Genomic DNA, 19,915 nt, shown 5'->3' on the forward strand with positions numbered 1-19,915 from the left:
TCTTCTGGATTTGCTTCATGCACTGGATAGACTCATCTGATGACAGATTTCGATCTGCTTTTTGATCAATTTATGTTATAAAGTTACATAAGTTTGATATCCACGTGGGTAAGACCTATGACTGATCACAGTTCACCTGAAAAATCTCCTTGGGGTTGGAAAGCACTTATCATCTTCTGTATTTTAGGTGGATTATTCATGCTTATTTTTTGGCTCGCGATAAGTAATGAACCAGATTACATGCCAAGCCAGCAAAATAAACAAACTACCCAGCAACACGCTTTTAAAAATGCGCCTACGATGTCTCCAGAAGCCATTGCCAAAGCGGAAGCGGATCGTGAAGCACGTGAAGCTGCCAATGTGGCTCCTACAGATACGACAGCCGCTGAACACAATATGTCAGCTGAAGAACATGCCAACATGGATAATGCCGAGCACAGCTCAAATGCAGCACATGGCCACTAATTCAGATTCAGTCTATGCATAAAAAAGCGAGGTCAATGCCTCGCTTTTTCGTATTTGAATGAATGATCAATTAAAGCTTTAAATACATATCAATATGCGGAATTCCACAATCCAGATATTTCTCGCCTTGAACTTCAAATCCCAGCGCTTGATAGAAGCCGATGGCATGCACTTGCGAAGAGAGTTTAACGAATTCACGCTGCTCTGCACGCGCATAGTTAATCACTGCCTGCATCAAGCGCTGACCAACACCTAAACCACGTGCTGTGGTTAGGACTGCAACCCGACCGATACTGTTATTTGACAATAACCGTGCTGTGGCAATCGCCTGATCCTGCTGAAAAACAATAAAATGTACAGCAACCGCATCCTCAGCATCCCATTCGTCTTCTGCTGCGATATTCTGTTCTTGGATAAACACGGCTTCACGAATCGCTTTGGCATGCTCAGCCAAATCCTTCCAGCTCCCGGATACTATTTTCAGCTCTGGATTTTTTAGCATTTAGATCCAATTCCCTGTTGGTCCCACTGATCATTGAGCAACAATTCCAGTGAATGTTTCTGGATTCCATACATCTCTTTCAAGGCCTGAATTTGTGCCAGAACCGCCTGATCGGGGTATTGATAGTCTTTGCGTTTTGTTGCCAGAATCATTTTATTTTTACTAGTATGTTCCAGCGCCACAAACTCAAAAACCTTGGTTTCATAACCATAAGCTTTGAGCAATAAAGCACGAATGGTATCGGTCAGCATTTCTGCCTGTTGTCCGGCATGAATACCAAACTGCAACATCGGACTGAGTACTTTTGGCGCCTGTAACTGCGGACGCAATTCCTTGTGGCAACACGGCGCGCACATGATTATCTGCGCATTCAAGCGAATGCCACTATGAATCGCAAAATCTGTTGCTACATCACAGGCATGCAAGGCAATCATCACATCCAGCCTTTCTGGCGCATAAGTACGCACATCCCCCTGGAAAAAGTCCAACTGATCAAAACCGGATTGCTGCGCGACATTCTGGCAGAACTCGACCATTTTTGGATTAAGCTCTACCCCGGTGACATACGGCGTTTGACCATGTTTTTGCATATAGTCATATAAAGCACAGGTCAGATAGCCTTTACCCGAACCAAAATCCACCACACGCAGGCCTTCAGCCTGTGGCTTAATCTGTGCCAATGCACCTGAGAAAATTTCCACAAACTTATTAATCTGCTTCCATTTACGCGCCATGCTCGGAATGATTTGCGCTTTTTGATCGGTAATACCGAGATGCTGGAGAAAGATACTGTCCTGATCGACAAAACGTTGTTTAATCCGGTCATGACCTTGTTCCGCAGGCTTCACCTGATTCATCGCTGCTTTATTTTTACTGCGTGTCAACATGGCTTTTTTCTTGTTTTTTTTCAGCTGTAATTCTTCATCGACGGTCATCAGATTGGCCTGTTTGCAACACGCCAGTAGTGAAGTAACCTGGAATAATGCTTCATCTAAAGGATAATTTTTGGTGACATCCTGGGTCTTGTAACGATACAAGCAGCTCAATACGCGCTGTTCATTTAATGGAATGACTCGCAAGGTCATTTTCTCTAAATCCTGCAGTTCACCTTTATACTGGCTTAAGATCAGGCGATCAAATTGATCCCTTTCAACAGCTTGCTGAAAGGTGTCCAAGAATTGCTGTTCCTGATCTGAGAGAGTTGTCAACGTTGACATAGATAAAACCTGAAATGAATTGCGCATCAAGTTTAAATCTTCTTAACCTAAAAGCAAAATTGAATTACTATACAAGTGTATATTTGAAGAAGAATGACAATCATGCAGAATGCTCCACTGGTTCCAGATTATGATCAAAATGAGGAACGAATTAACTATATTAGTCATGGTGTAGGTGCCGGACTGTCCATTGTTGCTGGTATTCTTTTGATTATTAAAGGGTCTTACCTGAGTACTGGACAATGGATTGGACTGTGGGTTTATGCGCTGAGCATGATTCTGTTATTTTCTGCTTCTATGCTCTATCACATGGCCACTGCGGCAGACCGCCGTTATTTTTATAAAAAAGTCGATCATACCGCGATATATTATTTAATCGCCGGAACCTATACCCCTTTCCTGTCAATTGCCATTCCGACCGCCAAAGCCCAGTATTTATTGATTGCGCTGTGGGTGATTGCCCTTCTTGGCACACTTTTCAAGTTCGTTTTCATTCATCGTTTCCAGAAACTTTCTTTGGCGGCTTATCTGGCCATGGGCTGGCTGGCGCTGCTGGTGATTGATGACATGCAGCAATATTTAAGTGCTCAATCTTTAACCTTTCTCATCATTGGTGGACTCGCTTATACCGTGGGTGCATTGTTTTACGCTTTAAAAAGAGTAAGATATACCCACGCTATCTGGCACATATTTGTATTGATAGGCGCAGGATCACATTTTCTGTCTATCTATCTTTACGTGATTTAATCATCTCCTTTTTCATTTCAGTGACCCTGAGCGAGTTGAAGCGAGAAGATTGCAGTTGTTTTTTTAAAAAATTACGCCTTTTTTAAAAAGATTACGCTTTTAAAACTAAGTTTTTTTATTTTTAGTAAGTGTAAGGTTTTCCATGGCGTCGTCTAATTCTGCTGCTCAGCCAGCACAAAATTCAAAATTTCGCGTTTTAACAGCAAGCTTGGTAGGCACCACAATCGAATTCTTCGATTTTTATATTTATGCCACCGCTGCTGTCATTATTTTTCCGTATCTGTTCTTCCCTACTAGTACAGATCCAATGACCGCAACCATTCAGTCTCTTGCGACTTTTGCCATTGCATTTATTGCCCGTCCGATTGGTGCAGCATTATTTGGTCATTTAGGTGACCGGATCGGACGAAAAGCCACCTTGGTTGCAGCTTTGCTAACTATGGGGATTTCAACCGTTGCGATTGGCCTGTTACCAACTTATGCGCAAATCGGAATTGCTGCGCCATTGTTACTTGCACTGTGCCGTTTAGGTCAGGGCTTGGGTCTAGGTGGTGAATGGTCAGGTGCTGTACTTCTTGCAACTGAAAATGCCCCTGAAGGCAAGCGTGCCTGGTATGGCATGTTCCCGCAACTGGGTGCTCCAATCGGCTTTATTCTGGCAACAGGTTCTTTCCTGACGCTTGGCGCTTTCATGTCTGAAGCTGACTTTATGGCTTGGGGCTGGCGTATTCCGTTTATCTCAAGTGCCTTGTTGGTAATTGTCGGTTTATGGATTCGTCTAAAATTGCATGAAACACCTGCTTTCCAGAAAGTACTAGATAAACAAAAAGAGGTGAATGTTCCTTTTGTTCAGGTATTCAAAAAGCATTCTCGTATGCTGGTTCTGGGTACGATTGCTGCAATCTGTACATTCGTTGTGTTCTATCTTACTACGGTATTTGCATTGCAATGGGGAACCAAACAACTCGGTTATTCTCGTGAAGAATTCCTGCAATTGCAGTTAGTTGCAACCCTATGTTTTGCTGCATTTATCCCACTTTCAGCAGTATTGGCCGAGAAATTTGGCCGTAAGACTACTTCGATTGCGGTATGTGTCATTTCTGCGATCTTCGGTATCTTCTTTGCAGATATGCTTGAATCTGGCAGCACCTTGGTGGTGTTCCTGTTCTTGTGTATTGGTCTGGCGATTATGGGCTTAACTTATGGGCCAATCGGTACTGTATTGTCTGAAATCTTCCCGACTTCAGTACGTTACACGGGTTCTGCATTGACCTTTAACTTGGCAGGCATTTTCGGCGCATCATTTGCACCGTTAATCGCAACCAAGCTGGCAACAGCCTATGGTTTGTCTGCAGTCGGTTATTACCTGACCGCAGCATCTATCCTATCGCTTGTCGCGTTTTTGCTGATTCGTGAAACCAAGAATGATGATGTAAATAATCAGATCTAAGATTTTAGATTGATTCAAAAGCCAGCACTTGATGCTGGCTTTTTTTATCATTTCACAACAAAACTCGGCTACTTATCTCGTTAAATTTGCTCAACAATCAAATGAACTCAATTTAAAAAAATGAGGCAAGGCCATGCAGGATCTTATTGAATACCTCTCGCAGGAGCAGTTGGTCAATATCATTATTTTGCTGGAAGATGATAAAAAATTAGAAGCTGTTCGCTATATCACCGAGAATACACCCTTGGATGAAGCTCAGGCGCTGCAAGTGATTGATGAAATTGTGCGGGAACATGATGTGGTCATGAAGCATGAAAGTACCGGTCCACGCTTTAGTGATGATGCCGGTGATATCGACCTGGTGACACCGCCACTGGAAATCCCCACCCATCCTAGTTTGAGCACATCCACAGAAGCTGAAATCACTGCGCAACAATTACGTGAAAATGTGCCAACCCGAAAAATCGAAAAGAAAATCTGGATGATGGCAGCCGTCGCAGTCGTGTTATTGATTCTGGTCTGGATCATCAGTTAACGCGGTACAGAATGCCGGCTGAATTTAAATCAGTTCAATAATATCAATGGTAGGCGGCACCCGGAAACGGAAAGGTACACCGACCAAACCGGTACCGACAGTCACGAACACATCTGCATGTTCATGACGGTACATGCCCTTTTTATGTCCCAAAATTGAAACCTTTTTCATGACGTAATCGGTCAGCCAAGGCAGCTCCACCTGTCCGCCATGGGTATGCCCGGACAGCATTAAAGGACGTGTCGGCAGTTTCGGAATCATATCGACCGTATCCGGGTTATGCGAAAGAATGACCCAAGGCTTGTCCTGAGGCAAGTCTGGCAAACTGCGCATGTCGGCTTTTCCAGCCCAGAGATCACCCACGCCCAAAAGTCGGAATTCATCAAATTCGACAATTTGACCTTCAATATCCATGACCTGATTGACTTGTAGTGCATAGTGCAACAGTTCCCGAATCGGCGGTCCGGGATATTGTTCGTCATGATTGCCATTGACCGAATAGACCGGAGCGTGAATCTCTTTTAAAACCGCCAGTTCCTGTGCCAGTTTATTTTCTGGCTCGTAAGTCCAGTCGCCAGCAACCACCACCAAATCAGGTTGAATATGATTTAATTTGTGTACAATTTGTCGCAACTGCCGCTCATGGCCCGAAAACAGACCGATATGCAAATCTGCAATCAGGGCGATTTTTACTGGCTGCTTTAAACGTTTATCTGCATTGATCTGATATTTTGTCGTTTTCACTTGAATTAGATGCGGCTCGATAAAGCGTGCATAAGTCAAAACCCCACTGAGTAAAAATACAAAAATGGCTTCATGCAGTGAATAATAACCTGTCCATCCAGCATAAATACTGAAGAAAACCAAAGGGATTAATAAATAGGCAAGATAAAACGCCAGCAAATGACCAAAAGCTTTAAAGGGATGAATGGTTTCGGTACGTGATTGGCTCGACCATGCCTGAGCCACAGCCCAGATGGCTAAAATCGCCATTCCCAAGTAAAAATAAAACAGTACGGAATTCGAATCCCACATAAATTGGCCTTATTCAGTCGAGCAGCAGATTACTGGCTTTATATTTATCTTTTCATAGCTGGCAATTATACTCAATTCTAATTTTTCATTCTTCGACTTATATGGCCACTGCTCCCCGCGATCAAGTTCATCTTCAATCCTCAGGTTTTATGCGCACTCATCGCTATAAAGCCGGCATTTTACTGAGCTGTAGCCTGGTACTGGGTCTGCCTGCATGTAGCACCTTACCCAAGCAAACCGAACAGCCAAGCCAGATGGCATTTGAAACGGATACATCGCAAACCAGCCTGGCACAAATTGTTGAACCTTTACGTGATCAGAACATCGGGTTGACTGGTTATCGCGTGCTATATGATCCGCTTGAAGCACTGGCTGCGCGGATTCAGCTGATTAATAAAGCGGAACGTAGTCTGGATCTGCAATATTACATCTGGGATAACGACCGGATCGGTTCCCTCGCCCTGCATGCGATTATTCAGGCAGCAGATCGTGGCGTAAAAGTGCGCCTGCTGATGGATGACAATAATGCCAAGAAAATGGAAGGGATTTATCTGGCCTTAAACCAGCATCAAAATATCGATGTCAAACTGTATAATCCCTATCGCTTTCGTAAATACCGCGCCATGGACATGGTGCTGGATTTAAAGCGCATTAACCGCCGCATGCACAATAAAAGCTTTATTGCCGATAACCAGATTGCCTTGATTGGCGGGCGCAATATGAGTAACCAGTATTATAATGTCAGTGAAAGCTATCAGTTCTCTGATGTCGATGTGATGCTGGTCGGTGCAGCATCGGATGAAATCATTCATTCCTTCGATGAATACTGGAATGATGATTATGCCTATCCGGTGCAAGAGGTTGTGAATCCACGGCATCATGCTTTACGTTTTCCAAGCTTAAAACAGCAGCTAGAAACCCATAGTCAGGATCCAGCGACTCAAAATTATCTGGATCTGGCCAATCGTTCCAGAGCCTTTGACCAATGGCTGGAACAAAACATTCAGCTGGATTGGGTGGAAGCCGAAGTAGTCAAAGACCCACCGAGCAAAATCAAAGCCAAAGCCAAAACCGAAGAACATCTCAATTTCCAGTTATTACAGCGTCTGGAAAAACCTGAACAAAGTGTCGATATTGTCTCTGCCTATTTCGTTCCGGAAAAAATTGGTGCAGACCGTTTAAAGAAACTGGCGAATGAAAATATCAAGGTTCGCGTCCTGACCAATTCTTTTAAGGCCAACGACGTTGCTGTGGTGCATGCCTTTTATGCCAAATATCGTCAGGATCTATTGGAAAATGGGGTTCAGCTGTATGAGTTCTTGGCAGCACCAGAAGCTAATCACCTAAATGCTAATACAGAGGAAATTTCGAAAAAAGCCAAAGTTAGCCTGAAAGGATTGAGTCGTTCCAGCCTGCATGCCAAGTTGATGGCACTAGATCAAAAACAGGTGTTTATTGGTTCTTTTAACTTTGATCCGCGTTCAGCCTATTTGAATACTGAAATTGGTGTGTTGCTGAACAGTCCGTCTTTAGCACGTGCAGTACACGACACCATGGACAAAAATTTAAGCAAATATGCGTATAAACTGGTGCTCGATGCGAATCAGAACATTAACTGGAAAATCAAGAAAGCCAATGGTGACGTTCAAACGTTTACCAAAGAACCAAAAATGAAATGGTATCAGAAAGCTAGCCTTAAACTGGTGTCTTGGCTGCCAATTGAAGGTTTTATGTAAGCTGGATTCTTTGAACAGAAACCATAAAAAAGCCTCTTATTGAGGCTTTTTTAATACCCGTGACTGAAGTTCAACCAGGCCAGTCTGCATTTTTTCCTGGACCACACGGGTGAGGCTTTCAACCGTATGCCCTTCAGTGGCAATTGCAGGTAAAGCCACTAAATGTGCAATGACTTGCGGCATTTCCAGTACTTTTTTGACATGGGCGGCAAAACTGATGTCATTGACAAACGGCGCAACCATATCGAGTTCGCCCTGCTGATTCACATAACAAATCAGACAGATTTGTACAGGACGCTGCGCTTCAATCGCGGCGCCTAAAATCCGGCCATGCACTTTTTTGATGGCTCGCCCATCAGAAGTCGTCGCTTCAGGAAAGAACAGCACCGGAATATTCTGTTTCAGGAAACCGGTAATTTGTTCACGAATCCTGACGGAATCCCCTGAACCACGTTTAATAAATAAGGTACCCCCACCCTTGGCCAATTTGCCTAAAATCGGCCAGTTCTCAATTTCTGCTTTTGCCAGAAAAAATACCCGCGCCCCTGAACCCAGAACTGCAATATCCAGCCATGACACGTGATTACTGACCCATAAGGCGGGTTCACGCGGAATCTCGCCATGCACCTGCACTTCGATATTGAATACTTTGCATAACTGACGGCAAAAATGTTGCACATAGCGCGTATTGGTCGGGTTATTCGGATTTTTATATAAGCCATGACGAAAAACCAAGTAAAACCCTTCACTAATGGTAGCCAATGAAGCTGTGATTTTCCGGCTATACAGGAAAAACTTGGCCAAGCCTTCGATATCTGGAGTCTGGTTTTGTACAGTTGAGTTCATAAAAACGTCATTAAATCCTAAGCGAGATACAGGGAATATCCACGAATTAAACTCATTCTATACTGTTCATTCGTAACTTGCATTGATAATAAAAATCGACCAATAACATCTATATCTTCAATTTTAATTGGATTAAAAAATCATTCAAACTAAAACTATCGAAATATTAGATTGAAAAGGATCGTAGCCATGCCAGATCAAACCCAGCCCGCGAACGACACACCTCAACCTTTACAAGTGCTCAAATATATTTTGGGCGGCACTTTCATCTATGCCGTGGTACTGGTAACACTTGCACAACTGTTTATCAGCGTACTCTAAACCAAAGCCGCGCTAATTCAGTATCTGCACAGCCCTTTTTCAACTACACTAAAGTTTTCAAGTGGAGATTGGCCTGAGTGGAATATTTACAACAACATCGAGGGAAAGAGCGCGTCATTCTGGTGAGTGTCAGCGTACAGATGCTGGATGACCTTGATGCTGAAGAGTTTCGTTTGCTGGCACAGTCTGCAGATGCTGAAATTCTGGAACATATTTATGCTCAGCGGGTGAAACCCGATGCCAAATTTTTTATCGGCTCCGGCAAGGCAGAAGAAATTGCTGAACGTGTTGAGGAACTGGATGCCAATCTGGTTATTTTTGACCATGCCCTAACCCCAGCCCAAGCCCGAAATCTGGAACAGGTGATCAAATGCCGTGTGGTCGATCGTACTGAACTGATTCTAGATATTTTTGCCCAGCGTGCCCGTACCTATGAAGGTAAGCTGCAAGTCGAACTGGCACAGCTGCAACATTTATCTTCACGTTTAATTCGTAGTCGTGGCAATCTCGACAGCCAGAAAGGCGGGATTGGTTTACGTGGCCCGGGTGAAACCCTGCTTGAAACAGACCGCCGTTTGCTGCGTATCCGTATGGGACAGCTCAAGGCACGCATTGATAAAGTCCGCCAGACCCGGATGCAAGGTCGTGTGGCTCGTCAAAAAGCGGCTGTGCCGACGGTATCTTTGGTGGGTTATACCAATGCTGGTAAGTCTACCCTGTTTAATTTACTCGCCAACAGCGATGTCTATGCAGCCGATCAGCTGTTTGCCACTTTGGACCCTACTCTACGGCGTCTGGAATGGGATGGGATTGGCAATCTGGTACTGGCCGATACGGTCGGTTTTGTCCGTAATCTTTCACATTCTCTGGTGGAATCCTTTAAAGCAACTTTGGAGGAAACCGTAGAAGCCACGCTGTTACTGCATGTCATTGATTCAAGTAGCCCAGAAATGCTGGAGCAAATTGAAGCTGTAGAAAAAGTGCTGAAAGAAATTGGAGCCGATGTTTCGATCCTGCAGGTTTACAATAAAATTGACTGTAGCGGTGAAGAAGCCAAAATTATTTATCGACGTCCAGGTGAACCGGAACGGGTCTATGTTTCGGCACATAGTGGCGAAGGTATCGACCTGCTGCGTAAAGCGGTACATGAGTCCTTGATGGGGCAACTACAGTCCTTCGATTTAATCCTGAAACCCGCTTATGGCAAGCTGCGTAACCAGCTCTATGGTTTGAATGTGATCCAGTCTGAACATTATGATGATGAAGGCCAGTTGCATCTGCATATTCGAATTGCCCCACAGAAACTGGAACAGTTGATTAAACAGGCGCATTTACCTGTAGATGAAATTCTAGGCAAACAGGCGCAGCAATTTCAGCGTCCACTGGAAGCGTTTGAAATCCAGTCAAAGATCGAGTAAAACTTGATAAGTAAACTTATTAATATTAATGATCATAGCAATGAACTGGATAAAACGAATAGATTGGCCAGCATGGATCGGCACCCTGTTACTGATTATTGTCTTTCGGGAAGCTTCGGTCTGGTTAATGACCCAACTGAATCATCCTGAATTAGGCAATCTGGTCGGGTTATTGAGCCTTTTAATTGCGCTGTTTACCTGGCGCTACTTTGGCAAACTCCCCGCTCGCCTCGTGGATACCAATAACAAATTAATGAAGGAAAGCGCCTTTGCTTTCCTGCCGGTCAGTGCAGGTGCACTGATGATGCTGGTACATATGGGCCAGAAAATTCCGGCCTTTCTGTTCATCATGTTTTTCAGCACCCTGATTCCTTTATGGATTTACGCCAAAATGGCCAAGCGCTGGTTATAGGAGTTCTGCATGTTATCTATTTTGTATGGCTTTGCGGTTACGCTCAGCGCCTATCTGATTGCCAAACCCTGTAACCGGTTCATTCCGCAAATTCCCGTCATCGTGTTCAGCATGTTCTTTGTGCTGGCGATTTTATTTGTGCTGGGCATTCCCTATGAAAATTACATGGATGAAGTTAATCCGCTTTTCAACCATTTACTCGGCTATGTGACCGTCGCCCTGGCTATCCCTCTGGCCGCGATGCGCTACGATGACTTGCCGCTCAAAGCCATTATCGGCATTTTGGTTTTTGCCAGTATCAGTGCTGTCGCCTTGCCGATGGGACTGGCTTATCTGCTGCATATGTCCTCTGCAGACATTATGGCGTTTGCTACCCGTGCCGTGACTACTCCAATTGCGATTAATATTGCCACCCTGCTGGATGCACCCATCAGCATGGTGATTCTGATTGTGATTCTTTCTGGCGTGATTGGTGCAGCCTTTTCGCCATTTATTCTCAAACATATTAATGATGAGCGCGCTTCTGGACTGGCTTTAGGACTGGCCGCACATGCTATTGGTACAGCTCAGGCCTGGCAGCGTGGCAGTATTGCAGGACGTTATGCCGCATTTGGTATGGCCGTCAATGCAGTCTTTACCGCGGTCTGGTTGCCTACGTTTATACTTTATTTGCAAAAAATGTGACTAGTGAATCAAATTAATCATTTGTTTTATGTGGTAATCGTTCTTACTATAGAGTAAGAACTCTAATCCAACCTAGGAACAGATATATGAAAAAGGTTCAATTCTTTTCAACTTTACTTTTAGCCTCTTTCAGCCATCTGGCTTTGGCCTCTGACCTTTCAGGGACATGGAGAAATATTGACGACAAAACTGGTTCACCTAAAGCATTCCTGGAAATTCGTGAGACGGCTTCCGGCGTCTATGCTGCCAAGATCACAAAAATCACCCCTCGTCCTGGATATACTCCGAAAGAAAATTGTGTGTCCTGTCCCGCACCTTATACCAATAAACCTATTCTTGGTCTGGATGTACTCACTGGCTTAAAGCACGTCGGCAATAACAGTTTTGCTCAAGGCAAGCTGCTTGATCCATTATCAGGGAATCTTTATAACACCAAAGCAAAATTAAGTGCTAATGGGAAACGTCTGATCCTACGCGGCTATATCGGCGTTTCAGCACTAGGCCGTAGTCAAACCTGGATTAAGCAGGATTAATTCCTGCTTTATTAAATAAAATGTGACGGGGTTATGCTTTAGTAGATAGAAGCTTGCATTTTAATGCATTAGGTTGTATGAATATTAAACATATGCTTTTTTCATGCAATATAGATTATGAAAGTGTATTAACGTAGTTTGCATCAGCATTCACCACATGGAATTAGGTGAATGTTTATAAAAAAATAAGGATAAGGATATCGAATGTATAAAATCGCACTTTTAACTGTTTTTTCAGCTTCTTTATTCACTAGCTCTCTGGCCTTTGCACAGGAGTTATCTGGTCTCTGGCAACAGATTGATGATAAAACCGGCTCACCTAAAGCATTGATTGAAATGAAAACGCAGGCTGATGGCTCCTATACCGGAACGATTACTAAAGTCACACCTCGCCCAGGTTATACACCACGGGAAAAATGTGTCAAATGTCCACCACCTTATACCGATAAACCGATTTTGGGGTTAGACGTCATTAAAGGACTGAAACCCACCAACAAAAATAACTATGCACATGGCCGGGTACTCGATCCACTCACTGGCAAAATTTATGATTTAAAAGGGCGGATTTCTGCCAATGGGAAACGACTGACTTTACGTGGATATATCGGGATCTCTGCGATTGGTCGCACACAAACCTGGATTCGCCAGGATTAATAAAAACAGCACTTTTGTGTTGGGGATATTTTATTCATCTATAAAAAAGGCATAAATATAATGAAACAAACTAAATTAGGATTAATGTTCATCGCTGCACTGATGACTGGGACTGCTTATGCACAGGATCTGACGGGCATCTGGCAGCAAATTGATGATAAAACCGGCTCACCAAAAGCGATTATTGAAATTCGTCAAAATGATAATGGGACTTTTGCTGGAAAAATTATCAAAGTGACTCCACGTCCAGGCTATACTCCACAAAAGACCTGCAATAAATGTCCCGCGCCTTATACCAATCAGCCGATCATGGGCATGGATGTATTGACTGGTTTAAAACATGTGGAAGGCACCAACAATTATGAAAAAGGTAAAGTGATTGATCCATTGGCAGGTAAAGTTTATGACGCTCGAGTGCGTCTAAATGCCAATGGTAAACGTTTAACCTTGCGTGGTTATGTGGGTGTGTCCGCTTTAGGCCGTAGCCAGACCTGGATTCGCCAAGATTAATACCTAATTCTCATTATTCAAAAAAGCTGCCAAATTGGCAGCTTTTTTTTAGTGTATCAACTCTATAGTATGCAGATAAGTGTTGACTATTTTAGTAAGATTTCTAACATGAGCGGGCGATGATAAAAATTCTTTGGAATGACTCTCTATGTTTAAAAAAATATTACTTGCCGCGCTTACAGCAGGATGTATGACCAATCTTTGGGCAGACGATATTACCGGGACCTGGCAACAAATTGATGATAAAACGGGAGCGGCTAAAGCGATTATCGTTATTAGCAAAGAAGCAAATAATACCTATTCAGGCAAAATTGTAAAAATCACGCCTCGCCCAGATTATAATCCACGTGAAAAATGCAATAACTGCCCTGCACCTTATACCAATCAGCCTATTTTAGGCATGACCATTTTAAAAGGCCTAAAACTGGTTGAAGGCACCAAGAACTATGACAAAGGTCGTATTATCGACCCATTGGCAGGTAAAATTTATGATGCAAAAATGCGTTTAAACAATACCGGTAAACGTTTAACCTTACGTGCCAGCATTGGCGTTTCAGTTCTAGGCCGTAACCAGACCTGGATTCGAGCAGACTAAATTTTAAAACTAAAAAAGCCACGTAATCACGTGGCTTTTTTAATAGCTTTACTTACATCACCGGATTATCTACTGCAAACATCTGCTGATCTTCTAGGCGGAATGCCATCAGTTGATTGCCCCAGACACAACCGCCATCTACATTCTGAATCTTGTTCGAAATGGTTTTACCGTTCAAAGCGGCCCAGTGACCAAACAGGATCTGATGACTTTTCGCAGCCTGTGATTCAAACTCAAACCAAGGTTTAAAACCTTCCGGCATTGGATCATCCAGCGCATCTTTAAAGCTGTATTCCAGACGTCCCTCTACATCGGTTAAACGCATACGGGTCAAGTAATTCACGATACAGCGAATACGTTCATGGCCTTGTAGCTGATCCGACCAGAGTGCTGGTTCTTTCCCAAACATTTCTTTCAGGAAATCATCCAGCACCTCAAGGTCATCATGAGCAATGATTGCTTCAACTTCTTGTGCCAATTGAGCAGTTTTTTCTGCACTCCAGATATTCGGGATCCCAGCATGCGTCAGAACAGTCTGCTCATTTGGAAATAGACACATTGGCTGTTTGCGCAGCCAGTCAATCAAGTCATCACTGTCGATCGCATCAATCACATCACGGACATTGTCTTTTTCTTTCACCGGTTTGATGCCGCGGGCATAAGCCAGCAAAGTCAAATCATGATTTCCCAAGACCGTCGCAGCCGCACCTTGCTCAGCCAGCTTTTTGATAAACCGCAATGCTGCAATTGAGTTTTCACCACGTGCAACCAAATCTCCGGCAAACCAGATAAAATCCCGATCTGCATCAAACTTGATTTCTTTAAGCAAAGCTTTCAAAGCCTCAAAACAGCCTTGAACATCCCCAATCACATAATTATATCGAGCAGTGCGATTCATCGTAATTTAAGCCACCATTTGATCTGAAAGTGCAACAAACTGTTCAAGTGTCAGTGTTTCTGGACGTGCCATCGGATCAACACCCGCTTTTTCAAAACCCTCTTCAACCAGCATACCCTTCAAGCTGTTACGCAGAGTTTTACGACGCTGGGTAAATACATGCGATACCAGTCGTGTCAGAGCTTTTTCATTCTTCGCCACAATCGGTTTAACTTTATAAGGCTCTAAACGGAATACCGCTGAGGTCACTTTTGGTGGCGGATTAAAAGATCCAGGTGGCACTTCGAACAGGAAAGTCGGTTTACAGAAATATTGAATCATCACCGACAGACGGCCATATTCTTTGGTATTGGGTGATGCGGTAATGCGGTCTACCACTTCTTTTTGCAGCATGAAATGCATGTCTTGCACTTTGTCACCAAATTCCAAGAGATGGAATAACAGTGGCGTTGAAATATTATAGGGCAAGTTACCGACCACACGTAATGGACGATCTTCCTGGAACAACTGAGAATAATCGTATCTCAATGCATCGGCTTCAATAATGGTTAAACGTTCAGGATGCGGCACACGACCCGGCAGGCCAGCAGCCAGATCACGATCCAGCTCAAGTACGGTTAAGGCATCACATTCACCAATTAAAGGTGAAGTCAAAGCGGCCAGACCCGGGCCAATTTCTAGAATGTTCTGACCTGGACGCGGATTGACTGAGCGTACAATTTTGGCAATGACACGCTGGTCATGTAAAAAGTTTTGACCAAATCTTTTTCGAGCCTGATGCCCTTCATCTTTTGGGTTTAAGGCATTAATTTGATACATAAAAACATTTCCAACGTGAGTGATGAACAATAATCAGTGGCGCGCCAGATCGAGGGCTAAATCGACAGCAACGTGCAGGCTGGAACTTTTCGCAAGTCCCGTCCCCGCAAGGGAGAGTGCTGTGCCATGATCAACAGAAGTTCGAATAAACGGTAAGCCGAGGGTAATATTAATGGCTTCACCAAAGCCCTGTGATTTTAACACAGGTAAGCCCTGATCGTGATACATCGCCAGAACAGCATCAGCATCTTTTAGGTTTTCTGGAGTAAATAAAGTATCAGCAGGTAGGCTTAAACTCATGTTGATACCTTGGGCACGATAGCTTTCGAGTACCGGATTGATCACTTCAATTTCTTCCATCCCCAAATAACCGCCCTCCCCGGCATGCGGATTTAAACCGCAAACCAGTATATTCGGCTGTTCAATCTTGAATTTGGATTTCAGGTCGTGAATCAGAATATCAATCACCTGATGCAAGCGTTCAGGCGTAATCGCATCTGCCACGGCACGAAGCGGAAGATGGGTAGTGGCCAAGGCCACGCGTAAAGTTTTGGTGGCCAGCATCATGACTACACGTGGAACACCAGCAAATTCCTGGTAATACTCGGTATGACCACTAAAAGAAATGCCCGCTTCATTTATCACGGACTTTTGTACAGGCGCAGTCGCGACGCCGACACTTTTTCCTGACATGGCATAGTCTGCGGATCGACGCAGTTGCTCCAGTACATAAGCCGCATTGTTCGGATTCAGCTCACCCAATACGACGTCTTGCTGCACGGGAACATGCTCTACAAATAGCTGACCGATGCCTGAAGATGACTCCTGTCCTTGATATTCAATCAGCTCAACCGATAATTTGAGTACCTGAGCACGTTGCTTGAGCATATGAATATCCGCCAATACCACAATTGGGCGCTCATCAACACGATCTGCAAGACTCAGGCAAATATCAGGACCAATTCCGGCAGGTTCCCCACTGGTGACATATAAAGGCAGCATCATCTTCTCAATTTGGCAAAGCTGAGAAATATTATAACCCGATCACGCCTACGCTGTAGTAATCATTGCAAAGAGTACTTATAAATCAATATTTTGATACCATTGAAACTATGGTTACAAATATAGTTGCAGTTTTTGTAGCATATAAAGGCTTAGGTCTTTCTTTCACCAGGGAGATTAGATAAAATACAGCGCTTGAAATTTTAATTTTCATTTGTGATTCTTCACGTATTCGTTTAGAATCGCGTCTCCTTTAGTTTGGACAGATTCCATAGTCCAAACCAACTATAATAGGTAGTGGTTTAATGAAAACTCTCAGCGCTAAGCCAGCTGAAGTTCAACACGACTGGTACGTTGTTGATGCTTCTGGCAAAACTTTAGGTCGCCTTGCGACTGAAATCGCTCGTCGTTTACGCGGTAAGCATAAAACTTCTTATACTCCTCACGTTGACACTGGCGACTACATCGTTGTTATCAATGCTGAAGAAATCACTGTGACTGGTAAAAAGTCACAAGATAAGAAATACTATCGCCACACTGGTTTCCCTGGTGGTATCCGTGAGACTAACTTTGAAAAGTTAATCGCTCACAAACCAGAAGCAGTTCTAGAAAAAGCTGTTAAAGGTATGTTACCTAAAGGTCCTCTTGGTTATGCAATGATCAAGAAAATGAAAGTGTATGCAGGTACTGAGCATCCACACGCTGCTCAACAGCCACAAGTTTTGGACATCTAAGGGATAACAGCACATGGCTACTAATTATGGTACAGGTCGCCGTAAGACCGCAACTGCACGTGTTTTCCTATCAGCTGGTACTGGTAAACTCGTAATTAACAACCGTACTCTTGAACAGTATTTCGGTCGTGAAACTGCTCGTATGGTTGTTAACCAACCACTTGAGCTTCTTGAAGCTACTGACAAATATGACCTTTACATCACTGTTGCTGGTGGTGGTATTGGTGGTCAAGCAGGCGCTATCCGTCACGGTATTACTCGTGCATTGATCGCTTCTGACGAAACTTTAAAACCTGCTCTTCGTCAAGCTGGTTTCGTTACTCGTGATGCTCGTGAAGTTGAACGTAAGAAACTTGGTTTACGTAAAGCTCGTAAACGTCCTCAGTTCTCTAAACGTTAATTCGTTTACCGAATCGGACAAAAAACCCTGGATTTTCCAGGGTTTTTTTATGGCGGTTAGTGGGTCATTTAGAAATTTTTTCTTGTTATTGTTCATGTACATCCTTACCCCATACCCCTTCGTGACACCAGAATGACTTCATCAAATAATAATTTGCGATCCCAATACAGATAAACAGCAAAATGACAGGAAGCTTGATCAGCATCTTATTTTCCTCCAGTTGTTTTTCTTATAATCTACCTCGGCTCAAGCCGATTGATCTTTGATGCTTGGTGCTTTTTAGGTTGAATTTTAGTATCCTAGTCTATTCATTAGAAGCTCATCAGGATTTATGTCAGTCGAAAGCGCGCCTCTTCAAGGAATCACTCTCTATAGTCATGCCGATGACTTTCGTTCCCATTGGATTCGCTATGTGCTTACCGAAAAACAGATTAAATATAACCTGATTTTGGTGGATGCCGATGATGAGGATCTGGCCAGTCTCAATCCTTATAATCAATTGCCGATGCTGATCGAAAATGAACTCAAATTATTTAATACTTCAATTATCTCAGAATATGTAGATGATCGTTATCGCCAGAATAAACTGTATGCCGATGCCCCAATACCCCGGGCAGAGCAACGACAATACATCTGGCGCTTTGAAAATGACTGGTTAAAGCTGGCTGATCTCATGTTATGCCATCCTGATACGCTGGATAAGAAAGCCAGAACTCAGGCACAAAAGCAGTTACAGGATATTCTAATTTCACTGATGCCACTATTCCAGCATTTTCCCTATTTTATGTCTGAACAATTTAGTATCCTGGATTGTATGCTGGCACCAATTTTTATCCGTCTGAAACAGATGGGCGTAGAATTACCACAGCAGCAATGCCGTCCGTTTTATTTATATTGCCAACGAATTTTCAGTCGTCCTGCCTTTGTAAAATCCATGACATTACAGGAAAAGAACCGTTATTCAGCGCAACTCAAGCACCCGTAGAGAAACCTCATGTCCGAACAAGAATTCAACCTTAGCCCTACCCGTCCCTATATGGCACGTGCAATCTATGAGTGGGTTTGCGATAACAATATGACGCCTTACCTGCTGGTGGATGCCACACGCCCAAATACCATGGTTCCTGAGCAGTTTATTAAAGATGGACAGATTGTTCTGAATATTGTGCCACATGCCGTGCATGCGCTGCATATGAGCAATGATGCCATTAGCTTCTCGGCTCGCTTTGGTGGCGTTTCTCGTGATATTTATGTGCCTATGGCAGCAGTACTCGGCATTTATGCACGTGAAAATGGTCAAGGTTTATTCTTTGATCCAGGTGAATATGAGCATACACAAAATGATGAAGATGCTTTAAAATCAAGCACTGAAGAACAAACTGAACAACCAAAGAAAAAACCGACTTTAAGACTATTAGATTAAAAATAATGGAGCAAGTGAATGGCTTTTGATTTAGTACAATATTTTGTTGAACAGATAGAGACTCAAAAGCCTGAGCTTCTAAAAGAATATACAAAAGAAGAAAGACGAAAATATATATCAGAAATCAATGCCTTAACTTTAGGAAAACTTATTACTGAATGGCGTCATAACCCACAAAAAATTTATAATGAAATCAATCATCCTGATGAATTATATATCCTGGAAATCGTGCGTCATCTCGCTACCAGTCCGGAAAATCAATCTACTCTGGATCGAGCCCAGCTTGAGCACAGCACTTCAGAAATTTTTCATTTACAGCTTATTGAATTAAAACAACTGCATGATACCGGCAACCATAATATCCATAGCATTCAGGAATTACTGACCGGGCAAATTGAACATTTATCTGGTCAAGCAGATGATTGGGTTTGGACAACAAACAAGCTAACAGAACTCAAAGGCTCTAAACCAATTGTGCAAGAAGAGCTATCATTGGAAGCATCAATGAAGGAGTTTAATCAAATGGTAAGCCAGAATCAGCAGCATCAAGATGTCGAAGAAGTCATTGTTATCAATACCCCAACATGGGCAAAAATTGTTGAACCCATCGTGGCGATTGTCATTCTTTGGGTATTAATCGCAGCCGTAATGCGCGTGTTTGGCTAAAATAGTTTGCAATAAAAAACCAGCGATTCGCTGGTTTTTTATTTTGTAAGGTTTATAAGATCAGCTTGTAAACTCTTATAGCGCTAGTTTTACAGAGATCGCAATAGGTCAAACAAATTAACAGGAATTCTCTGTCTCAGAAGAATCTGATCAACTTTGAGATATAGATATGTTAAATATCGTATCTAAAATTCCACGCATAAAAAAAATCCCCCTCTGCCTTGGCGGAGGGGGATTTTGGAATAATGAGCTGGCGATGACTTACTCTCACATGGGTAACCCCACACTACCATCAGCGCTAAGAGGTTTCACT

The 19,915-nt window shown here is 43.2% G+C and carries 25 protein-coding genes; 18 read left to right on the forward strand and 7 right to left on the reverse strand.

Features of this window, described 5'->3' with window-relative positions; translation table 11 throughout:
- Window positions 1–117 precede the first annotated feature (117 nt).
- Entirely contained in the window at window positions 118–465 is a 348-nt protein-coding gene (locus AC1IR0_RS12545) for a hypothetical protein (protein ID WP_409666218.1), read from the forward strand.
- 70 nt (window positions 466–535) lie between these two features.
- Here AC1IR0_RS12545 and AC1IR0_RS12550 read toward each other — a convergent pair whose 3' ends face one another.
- Entirely contained in the window at window positions 536–967 is a 432-nt protein-coding gene (locus tag AC1IR0_RS12550; protein ID WP_004281700.1) for a GNAT family N-acetyltransferase, read from the reverse strand.
- Window positions 961–2,184, reverse strand: a complete 1,224-nt coding sequence (locus AC1IR0_RS12555) for a class I SAM-dependent methyltransferase (RefSeq protein WP_479741435.1) — start codon at window positions 2,182–2,184, stop codon at window positions 961–963. Before AC1IR0_RS12555 ends, AC1IR0_RS12550 begins: the two co-directional genes overlap by 7 nt.
- A gap of 102 nt (window positions 2,185–2,286) precedes the next feature.
- Between AC1IR0_RS12555 and trhA the strand changes: the two genes are divergently transcribed.
- The 3 genes from trhA to AC1IR0_RS12570 all read left to right on the forward strand — a co-directional run bounded on the left by trhA (window position 2,287) and on the right by AC1IR0_RS12570 (window position 4,916).
- A complete protein-coding gene (gene trhA / locus AC1IR0_RS12560) occupies window positions 2,287–2,931 on the forward strand; it encodes a PAQR family membrane homeostasis protein TrhA (protein ID WP_153566436.1) in 645 nt (214 codons plus the stop codon).
- Window positions 2,932–3,073: 142 nt separating this feature from the next.
- The gene (locus AC1IR0_RS12565; protein ID WP_004281697.1) at window positions 3,074–4,381 is read left to right on the forward strand and encodes an MFS transporter; all 1,308 of its coding nucleotides are present in this window, start codon (window positions 3,074–3,076) and stop codon (window positions 4,379–4,381) included.
- A 133-nt stretch (window positions 4,382–4,514) separates the two neighbouring features.
- A complete protein-coding gene (locus tag AC1IR0_RS12570; RefSeq protein ID WP_004732173.1) occupies window positions 4,515–4,916 on the forward strand; it encodes a hypothetical protein in 402 nt (133 codons plus the stop codon).
- A 24-nt stretch (window positions 4,917–4,940) separates the two neighbouring features.
- Here the strand turns inward: AC1IR0_RS12570 and AC1IR0_RS12575 are convergent, their stop codons facing one another.
- Entirely contained in the window at window positions 4,941–5,951 is a 1,011-nt protein-coding gene (locus tag AC1IR0_RS12575; protein ID WP_168730864.1) for a metallophosphoesterase, read from the reverse strand.
- 101 nt (window positions 5,952–6,052) lie between these two features.
- Between AC1IR0_RS12575 and AC1IR0_RS12580 the strand changes: the two genes are divergently transcribed.
- On the forward strand, window positions 6,053–7,687 hold the full coding sequence (locus AC1IR0_RS12580; RefSeq protein WP_409666224.1) for a phospholipase D family protein: 1,635 nt from the start codon (window positions 6,053–6,055) through the stop codon (window positions 7,685–7,687).
- Between the two features lie 36 nt (window positions 7,688–7,723).
- Here AC1IR0_RS12580 and AC1IR0_RS12585 read toward each other — a convergent pair whose 3' ends face one another.
- Window positions 7,724–8,533, reverse strand: coding sequence for a lysophospholipid acyltransferase family protein (locus AC1IR0_RS12585; protein WP_004281693.1), 810 nt, complete (start codon window positions 8,531–8,533; stop codon window positions 7,724–7,726).
- A 189-nt stretch (window positions 8,534–8,722) separates the two neighbouring features.
- Between AC1IR0_RS12585 and AC1IR0_RS12590 the strand changes: the two genes are divergently transcribed.
- The 8 genes from AC1IR0_RS12590 (at window position 8,723) to AC1IR0_RS12625 (ending at window position 13,660) form a co-directional block, all read left to right on the forward strand.
- A complete protein-coding gene (locus AC1IR0_RS12590) occupies window positions 8,723–8,854 on the forward strand; it encodes a hypothetical protein (protein ID WP_005263660.1) in 132 nt (43 codons plus the stop codon).
- Window positions 8,855–8,931: 77 nt separating this feature from the next.
- Window positions 8,932–10,272, forward strand: coding sequence for a ribosome rescue GTPase HflX (hflX, locus tag AC1IR0_RS12595; RefSeq protein WP_409666227.1), 1,341 nt, complete (start codon window positions 8,932–8,934; stop codon window positions 10,270–10,272).
- Between the two features lie 40 nt (window positions 10,273–10,312).
- Window positions 10,313–10,684: a hypothetical protein gene (locus tag AC1IR0_RS12600; RefSeq protein WP_004281691.1), complete on the forward strand. Its 372-nt coding sequence runs from the start codon at window positions 10,313–10,315 to the stop codon at window positions 10,682–10,684.
- A gap of 9 nt (window positions 10,685–10,693) precedes the next feature.
- Window positions 10,694–11,368, forward strand: coding sequence for an LrgB family protein (locus AC1IR0_RS12605; RefSeq protein WP_153566432.1), 675 nt, complete (start codon window positions 10,694–10,696; stop codon window positions 11,366–11,368).
- Window positions 11,369–11,454: 86 nt separating this feature from the next.
- A complete protein-coding gene (locus AC1IR0_RS12610; RefSeq protein WP_005106118.1) occupies window positions 11,455–11,901 on the forward strand; it encodes a DUF2147 domain-containing protein in 447 nt (148 codons plus the stop codon).
- Window positions 11,902–12,105: 204 nt separating this feature from the next.
- The gene (locus tag AC1IR0_RS12615) at window positions 12,106–12,555 is read left to right on the forward strand and encodes a DUF2147 domain-containing protein (RefSeq protein ID WP_005252776.1); all 450 of its coding nucleotides are present in this window, start codon (window positions 12,106–12,108) and stop codon (window positions 12,553–12,555) included.
- A gap of 60 nt (window positions 12,556–12,615) precedes the next feature.
- Complete coding sequence (locus tag AC1IR0_RS12620) at window positions 12,616–13,065, forward strand: DUF2147 domain-containing protein (protein ID WP_004645963.1); 450 nt, start codon at window positions 12,616–12,618, stop codon at window positions 13,063–13,065.
- 148 nt (window positions 13,066–13,213) lie between these two features.
- Complete coding sequence (locus AC1IR0_RS12625; protein ID WP_004281686.1) at window positions 13,214–13,660, forward strand: DUF2147 domain-containing protein; 447 nt, start codon at window positions 13,214–13,216, stop codon at window positions 13,658–13,660.
- 52 nt (window positions 13,661–13,712) lie between these two features.
- Here the strand turns inward: AC1IR0_RS12625 and AC1IR0_RS12630 are convergent, their stop codons facing one another.
- From AC1IR0_RS12630 to pdxA, 3 genes are read right to left on the reverse strand one after another with little or no spacing between them, the layout of a single operon-like run.
- Complete coding sequence (locus AC1IR0_RS12630; RefSeq protein ID WP_479741436.1) at window positions 13,713–14,558, reverse strand: symmetrical bis(5'-nucleosyl)-tetraphosphatase; 846 nt, start codon at window positions 14,556–14,558, stop codon at window positions 13,713–13,715.
- Window positions 14,559–14,564: 6 nt separating this feature from the next.
- A complete protein-coding gene (gene rsmA / locus AC1IR0_RS12635) occupies window positions 14,565–15,377 on the reverse strand; it encodes a 16S rRNA (adenine(1518)-N(6)/adenine(1519)-N(6))-dimethyltransferase RsmA (protein WP_129717887.1) in 813 nt (270 codons plus the stop codon).
- A 33-nt stretch (window positions 15,378–15,410) separates the two neighbouring features.
- Entirely contained in the window at window positions 15,411–16,379 is a 969-nt protein-coding gene (gene pdxA, locus AC1IR0_RS12640; RefSeq protein ID WP_044111680.1) for a 4-hydroxythreonine-4-phosphate dehydrogenase PdxA, read from the reverse strand.
- A gap of 305 nt (window positions 16,380–16,684) precedes the next feature.
- Between pdxA and rplM the strand changes: the two genes are divergently transcribed.
- From rplM to AC1IR0_RS12665, 5 genes are all read left to right on the forward strand, one after another.
- Window positions 16,685–17,113, forward strand: a complete 429-nt coding sequence (rplM, locus tag AC1IR0_RS12645) for a 50S ribosomal protein L13 (RefSeq protein ID WP_004281682.1) — start codon at window positions 16,685–16,687, stop codon at window positions 17,111–17,113.
- A 13-nt stretch (window positions 17,114–17,126) separates the two neighbouring features.
- Window positions 17,127–17,513 (forward strand): 30S ribosomal protein S9, encoded by a 387-nt coding sequence (gene rpsI, locus AC1IR0_RS12650; RefSeq protein WP_004281681.1) that lies wholly within the window; start codon window positions 17,127–17,129, stop codon window positions 17,511–17,513.
- Between the two features lie 331 nt (window positions 17,514–17,844).
- Window positions 17,845–18,498, forward strand: coding sequence for a glutathione S-transferase N-terminal domain-containing protein (locus AC1IR0_RS12655; protein WP_253113530.1), 654 nt, complete (start codon window positions 17,845–17,847; stop codon window positions 18,496–18,498).
- 9 nt (window positions 18,499–18,507) lie between these two features.
- A complete protein-coding gene (locus AC1IR0_RS12660) occupies window positions 18,508–18,936 on the forward strand; it encodes a ClpXP protease specificity-enhancing factor (RefSeq protein WP_004281679.1) in 429 nt (142 codons plus the stop codon).
- Between the two features lie 18 nt (window positions 18,937–18,954).
- Window positions 18,955–19,602 carry a hypothetical protein gene (locus AC1IR0_RS12665; protein WP_004281678.1) on the forward strand — a complete coding sequence of 216 codons (648 nt, stop codon included), beginning with the start codon at window positions 18,955–18,957 and terminating at the stop codon, window positions 19,600–19,602.
- Window positions 19,603–19,915: the final 313 nt, after the last annotated feature.

The sequence above is a fragment of the Acinetobacter sp. 129952 genome (genome assembly GCF_056642055.1).

What these genes read in the sequence shown, in the direction of transcription:
- AC1IR0_RS12610 (WP_005106118.1), top strand. Translation starts at nt 11,455, where the DNA reads ATGAAAAAGGTTCAATTCTTTTCAACTTTACTTTTAGCCTCTTTCAGC.
- AC1IR0_RS12605 (WP_153566432.1), top strand. Translation starts at nt 10,694, where the DNA reads ATGTTATCTATTTTGTATGGCTTTGCGGTTACGCTCAGCGCCTATCTG.
- rplM (WP_004281682.1), top strand. Translation starts at nt 16,685, where the DNA reads ATGAAAACTCTCAGCGCTAAGCCAGCTGAAGTTCAACACGACTGGTAC.
- rpsI (WP_004281681.1), top strand. Translation starts at nt 17,127, where the DNA reads ATGGCTACTAATTATGGTACAGGTCGCCGTAAGACCGCAACTGCACGT.
- AC1IR0_RS12565 (WP_004281697.1), top strand. Translation starts at nt 3,074, where the DNA reads ATGGCGTCGTCTAATTCTGCTGCTCAGCCAGCACAAAATTCAAAATTT.
- AC1IR0_RS12630 (WP_479741436.1), bottom strand. Translation starts at nt 14,558, where the DNA reads ATGAATCGCACTGCTCGATATAATTATGTGATTGGGGATGTTCAAGGC.
- AC1IR0_RS12585 (WP_004281693.1), bottom strand. Translation starts at nt 8,533, where the DNA reads ATGAACTCAACTGTACAAAACCAGACTCCAGATATCGAAGGCTTGGCC.
- AC1IR0_RS12660 (WP_004281679.1), top strand. Translation starts at nt 18,508, where the DNA reads ATGTCCGAACAAGAATTCAACCTTAGCCCTACCCGTCCCTATATGGCA.
- AC1IR0_RS12555 (WP_479741435.1), bottom strand. Translation starts at nt 2,184, where the DNA reads ATGTCAACGTTGACAACTCTCTCAGATCAGGAACAGCAATTCTTGGAC.
- AC1IR0_RS12590 (WP_005263660.1), top strand. Translation starts at nt 8,723, where the DNA reads ATGCCAGATCAAACCCAGCCCGCGAACGACACACCTCAACCTTTACAA.
- AC1IR0_RS12620 (WP_004645963.1), top strand. Translation starts at nt 12,616, where the DNA reads ATGAAACAAACTAAATTAGGATTAATGTTCATCGCTGCACTGATGACT.
- rsmA (WP_129717887.1), bottom strand. Translation starts at nt 15,377, where the DNA reads ATGTATCAAATTAATGCCTTAAACCCAAAAGATGAAGGGCATCAGGCT.
- AC1IR0_RS12580 (WP_409666224.1), top strand. Translation starts at nt 6,053, where the DNA reads ATGGCCACTGCTCCCCGCGATCAAGTTCATCTTCAATCCTCAGGTTTT.
- trhA (WP_153566436.1), top strand. Translation starts at nt 2,287, where the DNA reads ATGCAGAATGCTCCACTGGTTCCAGATTATGATCAAAATGAGGAACGA.
- AC1IR0_RS12665 (WP_004281678.1), top strand. Translation starts at nt 18,955, where the DNA reads ATGGCTTTTGATTTAGTACAATATTTTGTTGAACAGATAGAGACTCAA.
- AC1IR0_RS12550 (WP_004281700.1), bottom strand. Translation starts at nt 967, where the DNA reads ATGCTAAAAAATCCAGAGCTGAAAATAGTATCCGGGAGCTGGAAGGAT.
- AC1IR0_RS12545 (WP_409666218.1), top strand. Translation starts at nt 118, where the DNA reads ATGACTGATCACAGTTCACCTGAAAAATCTCCTTGGGGTTGGAAAGCA.
- AC1IR0_RS12625 (WP_004281686.1), top strand. Translation starts at nt 13,214, where the DNA reads ATGTTTAAAAAAATATTACTTGCCGCGCTTACAGCAGGATGTATGACC.
- AC1IR0_RS12655 (WP_253113530.1), top strand. Translation starts at nt 17,845, where the DNA reads ATGTCAGTCGAAAGCGCGCCTCTTCAAGGAATCACTCTCTATAGTCAT.
- AC1IR0_RS12600 (WP_004281691.1), top strand. Translation starts at nt 10,313, where the DNA reads ATGAACTGGATAAAACGAATAGATTGGCCAGCATGGATCGGCACCCTG.
- AC1IR0_RS12575 (WP_168730864.1), bottom strand. Translation starts at nt 5,951, where the DNA reads ATGTGGGATTCGAATTCCGTACTGTTTTATTTTTACTTGGGAATGGCG.
- AC1IR0_RS12570 (WP_004732173.1), top strand. Translation starts at nt 4,515, where the DNA reads ATGCAGGATCTTATTGAATACCTCTCGCAGGAGCAGTTGGTCAATATC.
- pdxA (WP_044111680.1), bottom strand. Translation starts at nt 16,379, where the DNA reads ATGCTGCCTTTATATGTCACCAGTGGGGAACCTGCCGGAATTGGTCCT.
- AC1IR0_RS12615 (WP_005252776.1), top strand. Translation starts at nt 12,106, where the DNA reads ATGTATAAAATCGCACTTTTAACTGTTTTTTCAGCTTCTTTATTCACT.